Below are 14,958 nucleotides of genomic sequence, written 5' to 3' on the forward strand. Positions count from 1 at the left end.
CCTTCCGAAATAGGAAAAGCTGTGCCAGCCTCGGCGCGCTCTTTGAAGCGCGGCGCCATCGCTGGTCCGCACATTGAAAACGGAAAACGCCGACCCCGCCCGCGCCTTAACGCGCCGTGGACAGCCGTCAGCGCCGCGCGTTTCAAAAAAAACGCGCGTTGGCCTCCACTTCCTCTACTTCGCGCGGATTGCTCCGCGCGAAAAGGCCTCAGCGAACGCGCGGTAACGGCGGCATCGGCGCCCTTGAGGGCCGGTTGCGGTCGCGGGGGAGTTGGGCCTGATAGGCCTCGGCGCAGTGCGGGGTGCAGTAGGGGAAGCCGGGGTTCACCGGGCGGCCGCAGAACTGGAAGTCGGGCTCGCCGGGGTGACCGATCGGCCACTTGCAGATCTTGTCGCTGAGATCGAGCAGCGTCACCTTCTCGCCGGGGGCGCGCGGCTTCACCGGCGCAGCGGGCATTGCGGTGCGTACGGGCATCGCGGGCTTGGGCGCGGCAGCGGACACGGGCACCGGCTTCGCTTCGGCGGGCGGGCGCGGCTGGGGCGCGGATGCCTGCTGCGCGGCGGCTTCGGGCTTCGATTTGGGCGCGGGCGGCGCGGCGGCCTTCTTCGCCGTTTCGCGCGGTGTGCCGTCGCTGTCGCCCTTCACGGGAGACGGGCGTGCCTTCAGACCCAGCCGGTGTGCCTTGCCGATCACCGCGTTGCGGCTCACGTTGCCGAGCTTTTCGGCGATCTGGCTCGCTGTCAGCCCCTTTTCCCAGAGGTTCCTCAGCGTCTCGATCCGTTCGTCCGTCCAGGACATCGCGTTCCCACTTCCAATCTTCAAACAAAAGAGCCGACCGGCTTGCGGGGCATGGCCACAGCCACTACTCCCACGCAGATGCACGATCAGCTTGCAAAGCCTTCCGTAGCGAAACCGGCCGCGCCGGTCCACAGCGAACCCGCCCACAGCGAACCCGGCGTGCCGATCATCGGGCGCATCAACTGGCCCGGCCTTCGGACTCTCTATGTGAAGGAGGTGCGGCGGTTCTTCAAGGTGCAGCTGCAAACGGTGTGGGCGCCCGCCATCACGACGCTGCTGTTCCTGGCGATTTTCACCGTCGCGCTCGGGCGCGGCAGCCTCACCGTTCTCGGTGTGCCATTCAACAGCTTCCTCGCCCCCGGCCTCATCGTCATGGCGATGATCCAGAACAGCTTCGCGAACACCTCGTCCTCGATCCTGATCGGCAAGGTGCAGGGCACGATCGTCGATATATTGATGCCACCGCTGTCGCCGGGGGAGCTGCTCGTCTCGTTCGTCGCGGGCGCCGTCACCCGCGCGTGGCTCGTCGGCATGGCGGTCTGGGGCGCGATGGTGCTGTGGCCGGGCGTTTCGGTGGCGATCCAAAATCCGCTCGCCGTGTTCTTCTACGGCACGATGGGCGCGGTGATGCTGGGGCTGCTCGGGGTCATCACCGGGCTGTGGGCGGACAAGTTCGATCACGCCGCCGCCGTCACCAACTTCGTCGTGCAGCCGCTGTCGCTGCTTTCGGGCACCTTCTACTCGATCGATCGGCTGGCGGGCGTGTGGAACACGGCGAGCCACTTCAACCCGTTCTTCTACGTGATCGACGGCTTCCGTTCGGGCTTCATCGGCATCCACGACGGCCCCGCGCTTGGCGGCGCGATCGCGCTCATCGCCATCAACGCGGCGCTCTGGACGCTGTGCTACTGGGCGCTCCGCACCGGCTGGCGCACGCGCCAGTGACATTGACTTGGAGGCCCGCGTAGGTCATGGAAGCGCGCAAGTCCGAAGGGCGGTCAGCATTGGCCGCCTTTTTCCGTTTCGAAGGCCGGTTTCGGGGCCATTCACGAACGAAGGTTTGAAGGGCGATGCGGCACTTTCTCGATCTCGAAAGCACGGGCGCTGAAGCCCTGCGGCTGATCCTCGACGAGGCGAAGCGCCGCAAACAGGCCCGCGCCGGCCGTCCGAAGGGCGCGGTCGACGACGACGCTCCGCTCGCCGGCCACGTGCTCGCCGCGATCTTCGAGAAGTCTTCAACGCGCACGCGCGTCTCCTTCGACATGGCGATGCGCCAGCTCGGCGGCTCGGCGATGATTCTCTCCTCGGCGGACATGCAACTCGGCCGCGGCGAGACGATCGAAGACACCGCGCGCGTGCTTTCCCGCTTCGTCGACGCCATTTCGCTGCGGACCAACGGGCACGACAAGATCGAAGCGCTTGCCGCAGCCAGCAGCGTGCCGGTGATCAACATGCTGACCGACAGCGGCCACCCCTGCCAGATCGCCGCCGATCTGATGACCGTGGAAGAGCGGCTCGGCCGCAGCGTCGCAGGCACGGTGTGGGCGTGGCTCGGCGACGGCAACAACGTCTGCTACTCGCTGATCGAGGCGGCGGGCTTGCTCGGCTTTGAAATGCGCCTGTCGGTGCCCGCCGCTTACGACCCGGACGACGCCGTGGTCGCCCGTGCGGAGGCGCGCGGCGCACGGATCATCGTGGAGCGTAACCCCGAAGCGGCCGTGGCCGGGGCCGATGTCATCGTTACAGACACTTGGGTTTCGATGGGCCAGTCCGGCGCGGCACAGCGCCTGGTCGCGATGGGGCCGTATCAGGTGACCGAAGCGCTGATGGCGAAGGCGAAACCCTCCGCGCTCTTCCTCCACTGCCTTCCCGCGCACCGCGGCGAGGAGGTCATCGACGCCGTGATGGATGGCCCCCAGTCGGCCGTGTGGGATGAAGCCGAAAACCGCTTACATGCACAGAAAGCGATCCTGCTCTGGTGTCTGAACAAACTCGGCTGAACGGTAACGGTTCTGCAGACGCGCCGCAGTCGGGGCGCGTACTGCCGTTCACGATCCCGGCGCGGAGCGCGCGAGGGCGCGTCGCGCGGCTTGGCCCGGCGCTCGCCGCGATCCTTGGCGCGCACGACTACCCTAACCCGCTCTGCCAGCTCCTCGGCGAAGCGCTGATCCTCACCGTGCTGATCGGCACCACGGTGCAGAAGGGCGAAGGCCAAACCACCGTGCAGGTGCAGTCGAAGGGCGGCCCGATCGACCTTCTCGTCTGCGACTACCGCGCCGGCGAGATTCGGGGCTATCTGCGCTTCGACGCTGAGCGGCTCGGCGAGATCGTGCCTGGCGCGCTGCTCCCGGACCTGTTCGGCACCGGCTATCTCGCCATCACCATCGACCAGAGCGCCGCCGATGAACGCTATCAGGGCATCGTGCCACTGGAAGGCGATACGCTGTGTCACGCGGCCGAGCGCTATTTCACCGACTCGGAGCAGGTGCCAACACTCGTGCGCGGCGCAGTGCGACAGGCAGAGGACGGCGCGTGGGAGGCCGGCGGGCTTCTCGTCCAGCACCTCCCGCACGGCGAAACGGGCGGGCCGCGCCTTACGGCGCGCACCGACACGCATGACTGGGAGCATGTGCTCGCCCTCGCCTCCACGATCACCGACATGGAGCTGACCGACAGCCATTTGAGCGAGGAGACCCTGCTCTGGCGGCTGTTCAATGAGGACGAGGTCCGCGTCTCGCCATCGATCCCCCTGACCCGCGGTTGCCGCTGCACAGTGCAGCACTTCCGCGAGGTTCTCGGCCGCTTCCCGGCCGAAGAACTCGCCGAAATGCGCGGACCCGCAGGTACGATCGATGTAAACTGCGAGTTCTGCTCGCGTCTGTTCCCAATTGATATGGGGGATTAACGTCCCGGATATGCCTTATTCATCTGTCATCGTTATGGTGTGACTATCTTCGGACTGCCGGAGATTTGACAGGGAGTGAAGCGCTCATGCGCCGTAGTCTGGTTCTTGCTGGTGGTGCCCTTGTTGCGGCAACAGCTGCGTTCGCGCAGCCGGTAACGCTATCGCTGTTCGGCGGCGGTGATTTCCAGCCGGGCTCGTACAGCGTTTCGGGCGGCGCCAATCGCTGTATCATTTCGCCCGAATCGCTGATGCACGTCGGCCTCGAAGCCGCCGACGGCAAGAGCTGTGTCCACACAATCGTCGAGGATACAACCGAACGCGCTACGGTCGCCTACAGCTGCCGCGGTCTCGGCAGCGGGCGCACGACCATCGTGAAGGACAACCGCAACCACTTCACGATCGACGCACAGGGCATTCGCGGCCGCGAGCCGTTCGCGGTGCGTCAGGAATTCAAGCGCGTCGGCGACTGCTGAGTCAGTGCGCGGCGCCGGCCGCCGCGGGACTCGTGAGCAGAAACAGCGGGATCGCGACGTCGAAGCCCTGCCCCTTTTCATCCAGCATCTGGAACGAACCCGCCATCGTACCCATCGGCGTTTCGAGCGGACAGGCGGAGACATAATCGTAGGCCTCGCCCGGCGCGATCACCGGTTGCGCGCCGACGACGCCCGCGCCGCGTACCTCGTGCACGTTGCCCGTCCCGTCCGTGATGATCCAGTGACGGCTGATGAGCTGCACCGGCGCGTCGCGGCCGTTTTCGATGCGGATGTGGTAGGTCCACACATAATGGTCCCGCTCCGGCAGCGAGCGTTCCGGCAGGTAGGACGGGTTCGCGCGCACGGTGACACCGGCGGTCGTGGCAGAGGCTGCGAAGAACTCCTTCACAACCCTACCGCCGAGAGCGCCCGGTCGAGATCGTCGATGACGTCGACCGGGTCTTCGAGCCCCACGGAGAGGCGCAGCATCAACTCCGTGACGCCCATCTCCTCGCGCACCTTCTCGTCGAGGCCGGCGTGCGTCGTCGAGGCCGGGTGCGTCATCAGCGTGCGGGAGTCGCCGATGTTGTTCGAGATATCGACGAGGCTGAGCGCGTCCAAGAGCCCGTGCGCCTGTTTGCGCCCGTCTGCAACGAAAAGGCTCATAATCGTGCCGCCGCCCGACATCTGCGCCATCGCGAGGTTGTGCTGGGGGTGTGAAGGCAGCGCGGGATAAAGCAGGCGCGGCACGCGCACATCGAGGAAACGGGCGACCGCGAGCGCATTCTCGCACTGCTTGGCCATCCGGAGTTCGAGCGTTTCCAGGCCCTTCAGCACCACCCATGCGTTGAACGCGGAGAGCGTCGGCCCCGTGTTGCGGGTGAAAGCGAGCAGTTCGCCTTCGATGAACTCTTCCGAGCCGAGCACGGCGCCCGCGAGCACACGGCCCTGCCCGTCGAGCATCTTCGTTGCCGAATAGGCCACGATGTCCGCGCCGAATTCGAGCGGGCGCTGGAGGACGGGCGTAGCGAAGGCGTTGTCCACGACCACCACCGCACCCGCGTCGTGCGCGATGTCGGAGATGGCGCGGATGTCGCAGATGTCGAGCGTGGGGTTCGCGGGCGTTTCCATGAAGAACAGCTTGGTGTTCGGCCGTACCGCCGCCTTCCAGTCATCGACCTCGCGCCCGTCGACGACCGTGGTTTCGACGCCGAACTTCGGGAGCAGCGAATCGACGAGCCAGCGGCAGGAGCCGAACAGCGCGCGGCCCGCGACGACATGATCCCCGGCGCGCAGCTGCGAGAGCAGCGCCGCCGTCATCGCGGCCATACCGCTCGCCATCGCGCGGCACGCCTCGGCGCCCTCAATGAGCCGCAGCCGTTCCTCGAACATCGCGACGGTCGGGTTCTGCAGGCGCGAGTAGGTCATGCCCTTCTCGTCGCCGCGGAAGCGCGCCGCCACCGTCTCGGCGTCGTCGTAGCAATAGCCGGACGTCAGGAAGATCGCTTCCGAGGTCTCGCCGAACTCGCTGCGCATCGTGCCGCCGCGCACGGCGCGCGTGGCCGGACGCCAGCCTTTGGTTTCTTCCCTGTTTGCTCCGCTCATCCGTTTCATGGCGCGTGCATCGCAGCCGCGCGCGTCCGCGTCAACGCCTCTTGACCAGCGCAGGCGCGCCATTCAAATGAGCGGCGTGCGGGTGTAGCTCAATGGCAGAGCAGAAGCTTCCCAAGCTTACGACGAGGGTTCGATTCCCTTCACCCGCTCCACCCGGAGAGAGCCCTTGATCCAGCCGCCATCGGTTTCGACTCCGGCAGTGGGGCGCCCGTTCTACGCGCACCTCTATTTCCAGGTTCTCCTCGCCATCGTGCTCGGCGGCACGATCGGCCACATCTGGCCGGAATTCGGCGAAAGCCTGAAACCGCTCGGCGATGCCTTCATCAAGCTCGTCAAGATGATCATCGGCCCGGTCATCTTCCTCACCATCGTGACCGGCATCGCCGGGATGCGCGACCTCGGGCGGGTCGGGCGCGTGGCGGCGAAGGCCTTCATCTACTTCCTCGTCTTCTCGACGCTCGCGCTCATCGTGGGCCTCATCGTCGCCAACGTTATCCAGCCGGGGCGCGGGCTGAACATCGACCCCGCGACGCTCGACGGCGGCGCGGTGGCCCAATATTCGACCGCAGCACACGACAGCAGCATCGTCGGTTTTCTGATGCACATCATCCCGAACACGCTCGTCAGCGGTTTTGTGGAGGGCGACATCCTGCAGGTGCTGTTCGTCTCCATCCTGTTCGGCATCGCGCTCACACTTGTCGGCGACATCGGCGCGCCGGTCGTCAGCTTTCTTGAAGCGCTCGGCGCCACCGTGTTCCGGCTGGTCGGCATCCTGATGAAGGCCGCGCCGATCGGCGCGTTCGGGGCCTTCGCCTTTACGATCGGCGCCTACGGCATCGGCACGGTGGCGAATCTCGCCGCCCTGATCGCGACCTTCTATTTCACCTCACTGCTGTTCGTGCTCGGCGTACTGGGGTTGGTCGGGGTCGCGAACGGCTTCTCGATCCTGAAGCTCATCCGCTACCTGAAGGAAGAGCTGCTGCTCGTGCTCGGCACGTCGAGTTCGGAAGCCGCCCTCCCCAGCCTGATCGCCAAGATGGAGCGCGCGGGCGCTTCCAAATCGGTGGTCGGGCTCGTCGTGCCGACCGGCTATTCGTTCAACCTCGACGGCACCAACATCTACATGACGATGGCGGCGCTGTTCATCGCGCAGGCGCTCAACATCGATCTCAGCCTTGAAGAGCAGGTATTGCTGCTGCTCGTGGCGATGCTGAGCTCGAAGGGCGCCGCGGGTATCACCGGCGCTGGCTTCATCACGCTCGCCGCAACGCTTTCGGTGGTGCCGAGCGTGCCGGTCGCAGGCATGGCGCTGATCCTTGGCATCGACCGCTTCATGAGCGAATGCCGCGCGCTCACCAACTTCGTGGGGAATGCCGTGGCAACGATCGTCGTCGCGCGCTGGGAAGGCGAACTCGACCGCGCCGCACTCAACGCTGCGCTCACCGGACCGCCGCTTCCGATCGCGGCCAAGCCCGATCCCGCCGCCGGTCCCGGCGACGATACCGCCGTTACCGAGGACTGATCCAACTCTGCCCGCGCCTGTCCAAAATCGCCGCTTGCTCGTATATATCTAAAAGTTATATTCTCCCGACCAACATGAGGAGGACTTGATGAAAACACGCATCACCGAGCTTTTTGGCATCCAGCATCCGATCATTCAGGGCGGTATGCACTTCGTCGGTTTCGCGGAAATGGCCGCCGCCGTCTCCAATGCCGGGGGCCTTGGCATCATCACCGGGCTCACGCAGCGCACCCCCGCCGACCTCGCCAACGAAATCGCACGCTGCCGCGACATGACCGACAAACCCTTCGGCGTGAACCTCACCTTCCTCCCGGTCGTCAACACGCCCGACTACCCCGGTTACGTGCGCGCGATCATCGAAGGCGGCGTCAAGGCGGTCGAAACGGCGGGAAACAACCCGCAGCAGGTGCTCCCCTACTTCAAGGACGCAGGCATCAAGGTGATCCATAAGTGCACCTCCGTACGGCACTCGCTGAAGGCGCAGTCGATCGGCTGCGACGCGGTTTCGGTGGACGGCTTCGAGTGCGGCGGGCATCCGGGCGAGGACGACGTGCCGAACTTCATCCTGCTGCCGCGCGCCGCAGAAGAGCTTGAAATTCCGTTCGTCGCTTCAGGCGGCATGGCGGACGGGCGCAGCCTCGTCGCGGCGCTCGCGCTCGGCGCCGAAGGCATGAACATGGGCACGCGCTTCATCGCCACCAAGGAAGCACCGGTGCACGAAAAGGTGAAGCAGGCGCTCCTTGCCGCGAGCGAGCTTGATACGCGCCTCGTCATGCGCCCCCTGCGCAACACCGAGCGTGTTCTCCACAACGCCGCTGTCGATCGCCTGCTCGAAAAGGAGAAACAGCTGGGCGCGAACCTGAAGTTCGAGGACATCATCGAGGAAGTCGCGGGCGTTTACCCGCGCATCATGAAGGACGGCGACATGGATGCGGGCGCGTGGAGCTGCGGCATGGTCGCCGGGCTGATCCACGACATTCCGAGCTGCAAGGACCTGATCGACCGCATCATGGCCGAAGCGGACGCGATCATCCGCCAGAGACTGACGGGCTTCGCGAACGCATAGCGACCCCGGGTTTTCAAAGAACACGGGGTTCGTCCCACGACTTTCCCTATTTGGGAAGCGCTTTCAAGGCCGCCTCAACAGCGTCTGCACAACGTCGATCCCGCCTGACCGGAAGCCGCCTTCGCAATACATCAGGTAGTAGCGCCAGATGGTATCGAAGGCGGCGTCGAACCCGGGTGGGAGACGGCCTTCCTGCCGTGCGGCATCGTAGCGGAGGCGCCACTGGCGGAGCGTTTCGGCATAGTGCTGCCCGAACGCCTCCGCGCCTTCCCACCGGAAGCCCGCGTTTTCCGCCGACGTCCGCAAGCGCGGCTCGCTTGGCAGGATACCGCCGGGGAAGATGTAGGTCTGGATGAAGTCCGCGCCGGAGCGATAGGCGGGAAACACCGCTTCGTCGATGGTGATGACCTGCATCGCCGCGCGCCCGCCCGGTTTCAGGGCGCGGAAAGCGGAGCGCATGAACGTCTTCCAGTAGCGCGCACCGACCGCCTCGAACATTTCGACCGACGCCATGTGATCGAAACGGCCGATATCCTCGCGGTAATCGGCGATGCGCAGGTCGACGCGGTCTGAAAGTCCCGCAGCCGCCATCCGGCGCTGCCCGTACTCCAGCTGCTCCCGGCTTAGGGTAATGCCGGTGACGTGGACGCCGTATTCCTTCGCCGCGATCTCGGCGAGACCACCCCAGCCGCAGCCGATTTCCAGCAGACGCTGGCCCGGGTTCATCTCCAGCCGGTCGAGCAGCACGCGGACCTTGCGTTGCTGCGCCTCGGCGAGCGGTTCGTCCGGCGTGCCAAAGATCGCCGATGAGTATGCCATCGTCTCGTCGAGCCAGGCGGCGTAGAAATCGTTTCCGAGATCGTAGTGAAACTGGATGTTGCGGCGGGCGCCGGTGAGCGTGTTCGCCTGCAGCGCCCGCATCAGCCGGTTGAACAGGCGCCCCGGAAGCGCGCCGCGCCCGGTGCTGCCAAGCTCGCGCCGGTTGAGCATCATCACTTCGAAGAAAGCGGGGACGTCGGGGCTGGTCCAGTCCCCGTCGAAATACGCACGCGCCCACCCCGCCGATCCGCCCGCCGCAAGCCGCAGGAAGGGACGCCAGTTGTTGAGGCGAAGCTCGGCCTGCGGACCCGGGGCACGGCCACCGAGCCGCTGCACGCGGCCGTCCGGCTCGACAAGCGTCAGCTTGCCCCGAGCAAGCCCGGCGTCGACGCGGTTGATGAGGCGCTGGCGGCTGCCGGCGAACAATCGTGCAGGAAGGCCGCCGATCCAGAACCGGCGGTCTGCTTCGACGACGCGCGCGCCGCGCGTTTCCGGATGTGTCGCCATCCGTCTCTCCCCAGCGGTGAGTATGCGGCATTTCCAAGCGAATTCAAAGCCTAGCGAATCGTGGAGAGTGCCGCGAGCGCGCGTTCCCGCGCAGCGCGGTGCCCGATGCGTTTTGCGGGATAGGCGGCGGGCCGCGCGTCATGCGCTTCCGGATCGTGGATCACAGCGTCGTCAAGGCCCGAAAGTTCGGGCACCCAGCGGCGGATATAGGCGCCGGCGCCGAACTTTTCGGACTGGGTGAGCGGCGCCATGATGCGCACGAACATGTTGGCGTCGATGCCCGTGCCTGCCGTCCACTGCCAGTTGACGCTGTTGCTGCCATAGTCTGCATCGACGAGCGTGTCCCAGAACCAGCGCTCGCCCTCGCGCCAATCGATGAGGAGATGCTTCACGAGGAAGCTCGCCGCGATCATCCGCACCCGGTTGTGCATCCACCCCGTGGCCCAGAGTTCGCGCATCCCGGCGTCGACGATGGGGTAGCCCGTCTCGCCCCGGCACCATGCGCGGAAATCCGCAGCGACATCGGGGTCCGCCATATGACGCCAGGGGAACGGATCGAACGCCAGAAGCCCGTTCGCCTTGCCGTAGTCCGGGCGGGCGAGGATGACGTTCTGCGCATAGTCGCGCCAGGCAAGCTCGCGCAGGAACGGTTCGGCGCCCGGCCGAGCAGCGGCGCGGCGCCAGACCTCCGCCACGGAAATCTCGCCAAAATGCAGGTGCGGCGACAGGTACGAGACGCCCTCCTCCGACGGCAGGTTTCGCGTGGCATCATAGGCAGCGACATTCGGCAGGAACGCCTCCAGCCGCGCGCTTGCACCGGATTCGCCGGGCGTCCAGACGTGGAAACCTCCCGCCCAGTCGGGACGTGTGGGCAGCAGTGCCCAGTCCTCCAGCGTGTCGGACGTGGGCCAGACGTCCGGTGCCGGGAGACGTTCGGGTGCGGGGATCGATGCGGCGGGCGGCATCCGGTCGCGGAGGGCGCGCCAGAACGGGGTGAAGACCCGGTAGAGATCGCCCGCCCCTGTCCGCACCTCACCGGGCGGGAGCAGGCAGACACCGTCGTGGAGGACGAGATCGACCTTGTCAGCGAGCGCGCGCTCGGCATTGCGCCACCACGGCGCATAATGGCGTAGCGCGTGAACCCGCCGCGCGCCGGTTTCCGCAGCGAGATCGGCGAGCACATCCGCCGCGACGCCGCGCCGCAGGATGAGTCGGGAGCCGCGCTTTCGGAGATCGGCATCGAGGCCGGCGAGGCTGTGGTGCAGCCACCAACGCTGCGCACCGCCGAGGCGGCGGTGGCGGGGCGTTTCGTCGTCGAGGACGTAAACGGGGATCACCCTGCCCTCGCGTGCCGCAGCGGCAAAGGCGGGCTGGTCGGCGAGGCGGAGATCCTCGCGGAGCCAGACGATCGTACCGCTCATGCTTTTCCCTTCATCGCCGCTTGTTCTTCCTTGCCCCGAACACTAGTCAGACTCGCAGAAAACACGGAGTCACAACGATAAAATGTCCCGCCTCGCTTACGTCAACGGTCGTCTCGTTCCGCTCGCCGATGCCACGGTTCACATCGAGGACCGCGGCTTCCAGTTCGCCGACGGCGTCTACGAGGTCGCCGCGACGCTGAACGGCCGGATGCTCGACTGGCCGCAGCATGTCGCGCGGCTCGGCCGCAGCCTCCGGGAACTCTCGATCGCGGCGCCGATGAGCGACGCGGCGCTTTCGATCGTTGCCCGCCGCGTGCTTGCCGCGAACCGGATTCGCGACGGCCTGCTGTATGTGCAGGTGACACGCGGCGCGGCGCGGCGCGACCACCCCTTCCCCGCCGATGCCGTGCCGACATTGGTGATGACTGCCCGCCCGTTCGATTTCCGGGTGCGGGTCGCACAGCAGAAAACCGGCATTTCCGTCATCACGCAGCCGGAAAGCCGCTGGCAGCGCCGCGACATCAAGTCCATCGCTCTGCTGCCGAACGTACTCGCCAAACAGTCGGCCCGTGAGGCGAAAGCGTTCGAGGCGTGGTTCGTGAACCCGGACGGCACGGTCAGCGAAGGCTCCTCCACCAATGCCTGGATCGTCCGCAAGGACGGCACCATCGTCACGCACCCCGCCACTGAAAGCATCCTCCACGGCGTGATGCGCGGCACGTTGCTTGCCCTTGCCCGCGAGCACCAAATCCGGGTCGAGGAAGCGCCCTTCACCGCCGCCGACGCTCTGGACGCCGCCGAGGCGTTCCTGACCTCGACGACCGCGCCCTGCCTGCCGATCATCAGCATCGACGGCAATCCGGTCGGCAAGGGCGTGCCCGGCCCAGTGACAGCCCGACTCGCCGAAGCTCTGTGGGCCGAGGTCGAGCGCCAGACTGGCTGGCGGCGGTAAACGATCAACCGTTCCGGTCGGGATCGACCGGTTCGGGCGGCGCTACCGGCGACAGCGGCGGCACCGGCGACACCGGTGGGATCACGATCCAGAGGCTGCCGGTTTCCTTGGCATTGCGCAGCATCTCCTTGCGCATCTTTTCCATCTCGCGCTTCATGCGATCGGCGTCTATCCGGCTGCGTTCCTGCGCGTCCTTCATCCGTTCGCGGGCGCGGGCGAGGTGTTGCATCATGCGCTCCTCCTGCGCGCGCATCCCTTCGGCAAAGGCGCGCCGATCCTGCAGCGACAGCCGCTGATAGGCCTTGAGCATCTTTTCCTGCGCGCGGGCGTGCTCCTTGATCGCGAGCGACCGCTCCTCGGCCTGCGCCTTGCGGATCGCATCGATATCGAGCTTTTCCGCCGAAATCAGATCGAGCACCTTCTGCCGGGCGTTGCGGACTTCCTCGGCATTCGAGGGGATGCGCTGCGCCTGCATCGCCTCGGCGATGATCGCCGCGCCCTGCGGCGACATGTCCGCGAACGGCGCTTTCCATTCGAAGCGATACGTGTGCCGCTGCGCGCGCACGTCGTCGCCCGCGAAAGCCGTCGTCGCGCCGAATGCGGCGACGACCAGCATCGCGCCTGCGAACGCAATTTTCATAACACCATCTCCTCTTCGGGCGTGGGCGTGAACACGTTCCCCCACACCAGCATGTCATGCGCCGCCTGGGCGTCCTCTCCGGGCAACTCGCCGAGCGCGACCTGAACGGCGGGGGGCGCAGCGGGCGCCGCCGGGATCGGCACGGCATCGGGCCGCGACAAGAGCACAGCGCCGATCGCCAGCGACGCGGCGATCGCCCCGCCGAACGCGGCGCGCATCCACATGCGACGTGGCGCGCCAGACCTGTAAACCTCGGCAAGCGCGCGCTCCGCGGCGGCATCGGCCTCCGCATCCGTCGTCGGAACCAGCTCGCAGGCCCAGTCGCGCAGCAGCCGGTCCACCTCGCGCGCGTCATTCATCAGGGCGGTGAGCGCCGCGTCCGACAGCGTGAGCCGCTCCGCCGCCGCGCGTTCATCTTCGGGCCACGCAGCGGGATACCCGCCGTAGGCCTCGATGATCTCGATCACTCTTGCGCGTTCCATCACATCACCTCTTCGGCAAGCGACCGGAGCCGCTCCGCAAGCTCGACGCGCGCGCGCGCCAGCAGTCCTTCCACAGCCTTCGGCGTCGTCTCCAGCGCCTCGGCAATCTCGTTCATCGTCGCGCCTTCCCCATAGAACAGCGCGATGGCGGTGCGCTGCCGCGCGGGCAGATGCGCCATCGCCTCCGCGATCCGCCGCGAGCGGGCGCTCTGCCCGGCAAGCATCTCCGGATCGGGGTCGTCGCTCGCCCGCTCCGCCACCAGTTCGAGCGGCTGCACGGGCCGCAGCGACCGCTTCCGATCGATGCAGGCGTTGACCACGATGCGACGGAACCAGGTTTCCACCTTCGCCTTGCCCGCATCGAACGACGCCGCCTGCCGCCAGAGCTTCACGAGCGCCGCCTGAACCGCGTCCTCCGCCTCGGTCCGGTCGCCGAGAACCTTGGTCGCGATGCCGATGGCAGGCCCGTAAAGGCGGCGGGTCAAAAGGCGAAAGGCGTCCTCGTCGCCGCTCTGCACGGCAACCATGAGCACCCCCGGCTCGTCCGATCGCTCGGCGCCCCTATTCACCTGCAGCATCGGGAGGGAATACGCACGGCGGCAGCGAAGTCCCCCGCAGCGATTTCTCCTGCACCGCGATTTCAGGGCGCGGCGCGGCCGGGGCGCGAAGTTGATGAAGTTGAGACATGCCGGAGGCCATCGCGGGCGCCGCGCCAGACCCCCTCATCATCGCCCGTTTCGCGTTCGTCTTCATCCTCATCGCCGTCTTCATAATCGCCTTCGTCGTCATCGTCTTCCATCGTATCGGCAAGACCGCTGCGGAAGGCGCGTTCCCACTGATCGTCGTCCCAGTCTTCGGACTCCGCCGGATCGAGATCGGAAATATCGATGTCTTCGGGGGCCATGGCGGCCAAGGCCCGCCGCCGGTCCGCCTCGGCCAGCGACCGCATGAGCGCGGCGTCCGTCATCGGCGGGGCGGGCTGAGGCGCAGGCCGGTGCGCGGCGACGAAGGCGGCTTCGGCCCCCGTATCGCCCGCCTCCACGCATTCGAGCAGCGCCTCGAAATCCGCCGCGACGGTGGTGACGGTGCGCGCGGCATCGTCGAACTTCTCCGCCTCGCGATCGAGCCGGGTGAGCACGGCCATCGACAGGCGGTTATCGAAGCGGTGGCGCGTGATGATTTCATCGCCGCGTTCCACCGTTTCGGTGCAGCCGTGCATAGCGCGGGAGAGCAGCTCGTCCGCAAGCCGCTCACGCGCGTGGCGAAGCGCGGCGGCCCAGCCGAGCGCGAACAGCGCGCCGGATGCCCGCTGACGCAGCGCATAGGCGCTCGCCGGGCTCATCCCCGCGGCGCGGCAGGCATCCTGCACGGTGCCGCACTCGGCGAGCGTTTCGAGGAAGATGCGCTGGCGTTCGGGCGTCCAGCCATCGTGGCGCTGGGTTGCGGTGCCGGGCGAAGGGAGTGCGGGGGCTTGGGTCATGTGCCGGAGGGAGGCACAGGTGTTCCTATTATGGAAGCGTGGGCTATGCAAATCGGGTCAAATCCGCTCCCAGCCACTGGCAAAACCGGCTACCGGGACGATATGGAGATATGACACTGACCGAACCCGACCTAAAGATATGGGCTCCTGAAGCAATATTTGACTATATCCTCGATATTGCCGACCAGAAGCATATAAATTTCTATTTATGTCCTGGGAAAGCCTAGGCCGCGTTGACAAAAGGGATTCCCAATCCGGTCGGTTTCTGATTCAGAGCT

16 protein-coding genes and 1 tRNA gene are annotated in these 14,958 nt (G+C 66.5%); 8 read left to right on the top strand and 9 right to left on the bottom strand.

Annotated features, from left to right (window positions below):
* Nucleotides 1-208: 208 nt before the first annotated feature.
* Nucleotides 209-799 (bottom strand): GcrA family cell cycle regulator, encoded by a 591-nt coding sequence (locus AAC014_RS05615; protein ID WP_339705280.1) that lies wholly within the window; start codon nucleotides 797-799, stop codon nucleotides 209-211.
* A gap of 78 nt (nucleotides 800-877) precedes the next feature.
* Here AAC014_RS05615 and AAC014_RS05620 point away from each other — a divergent pair, with 78 nt between their 5' ends.
* The 4 genes from AAC014_RS05620 (at nucleotide 878) to AAC014_RS05635 (ending at nucleotide 4,177) form a co-directional block, all read left to right on the top strand.
* A complete protein-coding gene (locus AAC014_RS05620) occupies nucleotides 878-1,744 on the top strand; it encodes an ABC transporter permease (protein WP_339705360.1) in 867 nt (288 codons plus the stop codon).
* Between the two features lie 125 nt (nucleotides 1,745-1,869).
* Nucleotides 1,870-2,799, top strand: coding sequence for an ornithine carbamoyltransferase (argF, locus tag AAC014_RS05625; protein ID WP_339705284.1), 930 nt, complete (start codon nucleotides 1,870-1,872; stop codon nucleotides 2,797-2,799).
* Nucleotides 2,778-3,704: an Hsp33 family molecular chaperone HslO gene (locus AAC014_RS05630; protein ID WP_339705287.1), complete on the top strand. Its 927-nt coding sequence runs from the start codon at nucleotides 2,778-2,780 to the stop codon at nucleotides 3,702-3,704. Before argF ends, AAC014_RS05630 begins: the two co-directional genes overlap by 22 nt.
* Nucleotides 3,705-3,790: 86 nt before the next feature.
* Nucleotides 3,791-4,177, top strand: coding sequence for a hypothetical protein (locus AAC014_RS05635; protein ID WP_339705290.1), 387 nt, complete (start codon nucleotides 3,791-3,793; stop codon nucleotides 4,175-4,177).
* Between the two features lies 1 nt (nucleotide 4,178).
* Here AAC014_RS05635 and apaG read toward each other — a convergent pair whose 3' ends face one another.
* Both apaG and metZ read right to left on the bottom strand, forming a co-directional pair.
* The gene (gene apaG, locus AAC014_RS05640) at nucleotides 4,179-4,586 is read right to left on the bottom strand and encodes a Co2+/Mg2+ efflux protein ApaG (protein WP_121047789.1); all 408 of its coding nucleotides are present in this window, start codon (nucleotides 4,584-4,586) and stop codon (nucleotides 4,179-4,181) included.
* Nucleotides 4,583-5,791 (bottom strand): O-succinylhomoserine sulfhydrylase, encoded by a 1,209-nt coding sequence (gene metZ / locus AAC014_RS05645; protein ID WP_339705300.1) that lies wholly within the window; start codon nucleotides 5,789-5,791, stop codon nucleotides 4,583-4,585. The genes apaG and metZ overlap by 4 nt, the downstream gene beginning before the upstream one ends.
* Nucleotides 5,792-5,869: 78 nt before the next feature.
* On the opposite strand from metZ, the gene AAC014_RS05650 reads away from it, so the two are divergent.
* From AAC014_RS05650 to AAC014_RS05660, 3 genes are all read left to right on the top strand, one after another.
* Nucleotides 5,870-5,943, top strand: a tRNA-Gly gene (locus AAC014_RS05650).
* A 14-nt stretch (nucleotides 5,944-5,957) separates the two neighbouring features.
* Nucleotides 5,958-7,313 carry a dicarboxylate/amino acid:cation symporter gene (locus tag AAC014_RS05655; RefSeq protein ID WP_339705303.1) on the top strand — a complete coding sequence of 452 codons (1,356 nt, stop codon included), beginning with the start codon at nucleotides 5,958-5,960 and terminating at the stop codon, nucleotides 7,311-7,313.
* Between the two features lie 88 nt (nucleotides 7,314-7,401).
* A complete protein-coding gene (locus AAC014_RS05660; RefSeq protein WP_339705306.1) occupies nucleotides 7,402-8,379 on the top strand; it encodes a nitronate monooxygenase family protein in 978 nt (325 codons plus the stop codon).
* Between the two features lie 63 nt (nucleotides 8,380-8,442).
* On the opposite strand, the gene AAC014_RS05665 is transcribed toward AAC014_RS05660, so the two are convergent.
* A complete protein-coding gene (locus tag AAC014_RS05665) occupies nucleotides 8,443-9,705 on the bottom strand; it encodes a cyclopropane-fatty-acyl-phospholipid synthase family protein (RefSeq protein ID WP_339705309.1) in 1,263 nt (420 codons plus the stop codon).
* Nucleotides 9,706-9,755: 50 nt separating this feature from the next.
* Entirely contained in the window at nucleotides 9,756-11,126 is a 1,371-nt protein-coding gene (locus AAC014_RS05670; RefSeq protein WP_339705312.1) for a deoxyribodipyrimidine photo-lyase, read from the bottom strand.
* A gap of 82 nt (nucleotides 11,127-11,208) precedes the next feature.
* Here AAC014_RS05670 and AAC014_RS05675 point away from each other — a divergent pair, with 82 nt between their 5' ends.
* Nucleotides 11,209-12,078: a D-amino-acid transaminase gene (locus AAC014_RS05675; protein ID WP_339705315.1), complete on the top strand. Its 870-nt coding sequence runs from the start codon at nucleotides 11,209-11,211 to the stop codon at nucleotides 12,076-12,078.
* 4 nt (nucleotides 12,079-12,082) lie between these two features.
* Here the strand turns inward: AAC014_RS05675 and AAC014_RS05680 are convergent, their stop codons facing one another.
* The 4 genes from AAC014_RS05680 to AAC014_RS05695 all read right to left on the bottom strand — a co-directional run bounded on the left by AAC014_RS05680 (nucleotide 12,083) and on the right by AAC014_RS05695 (nucleotide 14,680).
* Entirely contained in the window at nucleotides 12,083-12,718 is a 636-nt protein-coding gene (locus AAC014_RS05680; protein WP_339705318.1) for a hypothetical protein, read from the bottom strand.
* Nucleotides 12,715-13,200 (bottom strand): hypothetical protein, encoded by a 486-nt coding sequence (locus tag AAC014_RS05685; protein WP_339705320.1) that lies wholly within the window; start codon nucleotides 13,198-13,200, stop codon nucleotides 12,715-12,717. Before AAC014_RS05685 ends, AAC014_RS05680 begins: the two co-directional genes overlap by 4 nt.
* Nucleotides 13,200-13,727 carry a sigma-70 family RNA polymerase sigma factor gene (locus AAC014_RS05690; protein ID WP_339705363.1) on the bottom strand — a complete coding sequence of 176 codons (528 nt, stop codon included), beginning with the start codon at nucleotides 13,725-13,727 and terminating at the stop codon, nucleotides 13,200-13,202. The genes AAC014_RS05685 and AAC014_RS05690 overlap by 1 nt, the downstream gene beginning before the upstream one ends.
* A 113-nt stretch (nucleotides 13,728-13,840) precedes the next feature.
* Complete coding sequence (locus AAC014_RS05695; protein WP_339705322.1) at nucleotides 13,841-14,680, bottom strand: hypothetical protein; 840 nt, start codon at nucleotides 14,678-14,680, stop codon at nucleotides 13,841-13,843.
* Nucleotides 14,681-14,958: the final 278 nt, after the last annotated feature.

The sequence above is a fragment of the uncultured Sphingosinicella sp. genome (assembly GCF_963974575.1).
Lineage (GTDB): Bacteria > Pseudomonadota > Alphaproteobacteria > Sphingomonadales > Sphingomonadaceae > Sphingosinicella.

Excerpts from the sequence above, each read along its gene's own strand:
- AAC014_RS05615 (WP_339705280.1), bottom strand. The coding sequence starts at position 799 with ATGTCCTGGACGGACGAACGGATCGAGACGCTGAGGAACCTCTGGGAA.
- AAC014_RS05620 (WP_339705360.1), top strand. The coding sequence starts at position 878 with ATGCACGATCAGCTTGCAAAGCCTTCCGTAGCGAAACCGGCCGCGCCG.
- argF (WP_339705284.1), top strand. The coding sequence starts at position 1,870 with ATGCGGCACTTTCTCGATCTCGAAAGCACGGGCGCTGAAGCCCTGCGG.
- AAC014_RS05635 (WP_339705290.1), top strand. The coding sequence starts at position 3,791 with ATGCGCCGTAGTCTGGTTCTTGCTGGTGGTGCCCTTGTTGCGGCAACA.
- metZ (WP_339705300.1), bottom strand. The coding sequence starts at position 5,791 with ATGAAACGGATGAGCGGAGCAAACAGGGAAGAAACCAAAGGCTGGCGT.
- AAC014_RS05660 (WP_339705306.1), top strand. The coding sequence starts at position 7,402 with ATGAAAACACGCATCACCGAGCTTTTTGGCATCCAGCATCCGATCATT.
- AAC014_RS05665 (WP_339705309.1), bottom strand. The coding sequence starts at position 9,705 with ATGGCGACACATCCGGAAACGCGCGGCGCGCGCGTCGTCGAAGCAGAC.
- AAC014_RS05670 (WP_339705312.1), bottom strand. The coding sequence starts at position 11,126 with ATGAGCGGTACGATCGTCTGGCTCCGCGAGGATCTCCGCCTCGCCGAC.
- AAC014_RS05675 (WP_339705315.1), top strand. The coding sequence starts at position 11,209 with ATGTCCCGCCTCGCTTACGTCAACGGTCGTCTCGTTCCGCTCGCCGAT.
- AAC014_RS05680 (WP_339705318.1), bottom strand. The coding sequence starts at position 12,718 with ATGAAAATTGCGTTCGCAGGCGCGATGCTGGTCGTCGCCGCATTCGGC.
- AAC014_RS05685 (WP_339705320.1), bottom strand. The coding sequence starts at position 13,200 with ATGGAACGCGCAAGAGTGATCGAGATCATCGAGGCCTACGGCGGGTAT.
- AAC014_RS05690 (WP_339705363.1), bottom strand. The coding sequence starts at position 13,727 with ATGGTTGCCGTGCAGAGCGGCGACGAGGACGCCTTTCGCCTTTTGACC.
- AAC014_RS05695 (WP_339705322.1), bottom strand. The coding sequence starts at position 14,680 with ATGACCCAAGCCCCCGCACTCCCTTCGCCCGGCACCGCAACCCAGCGC.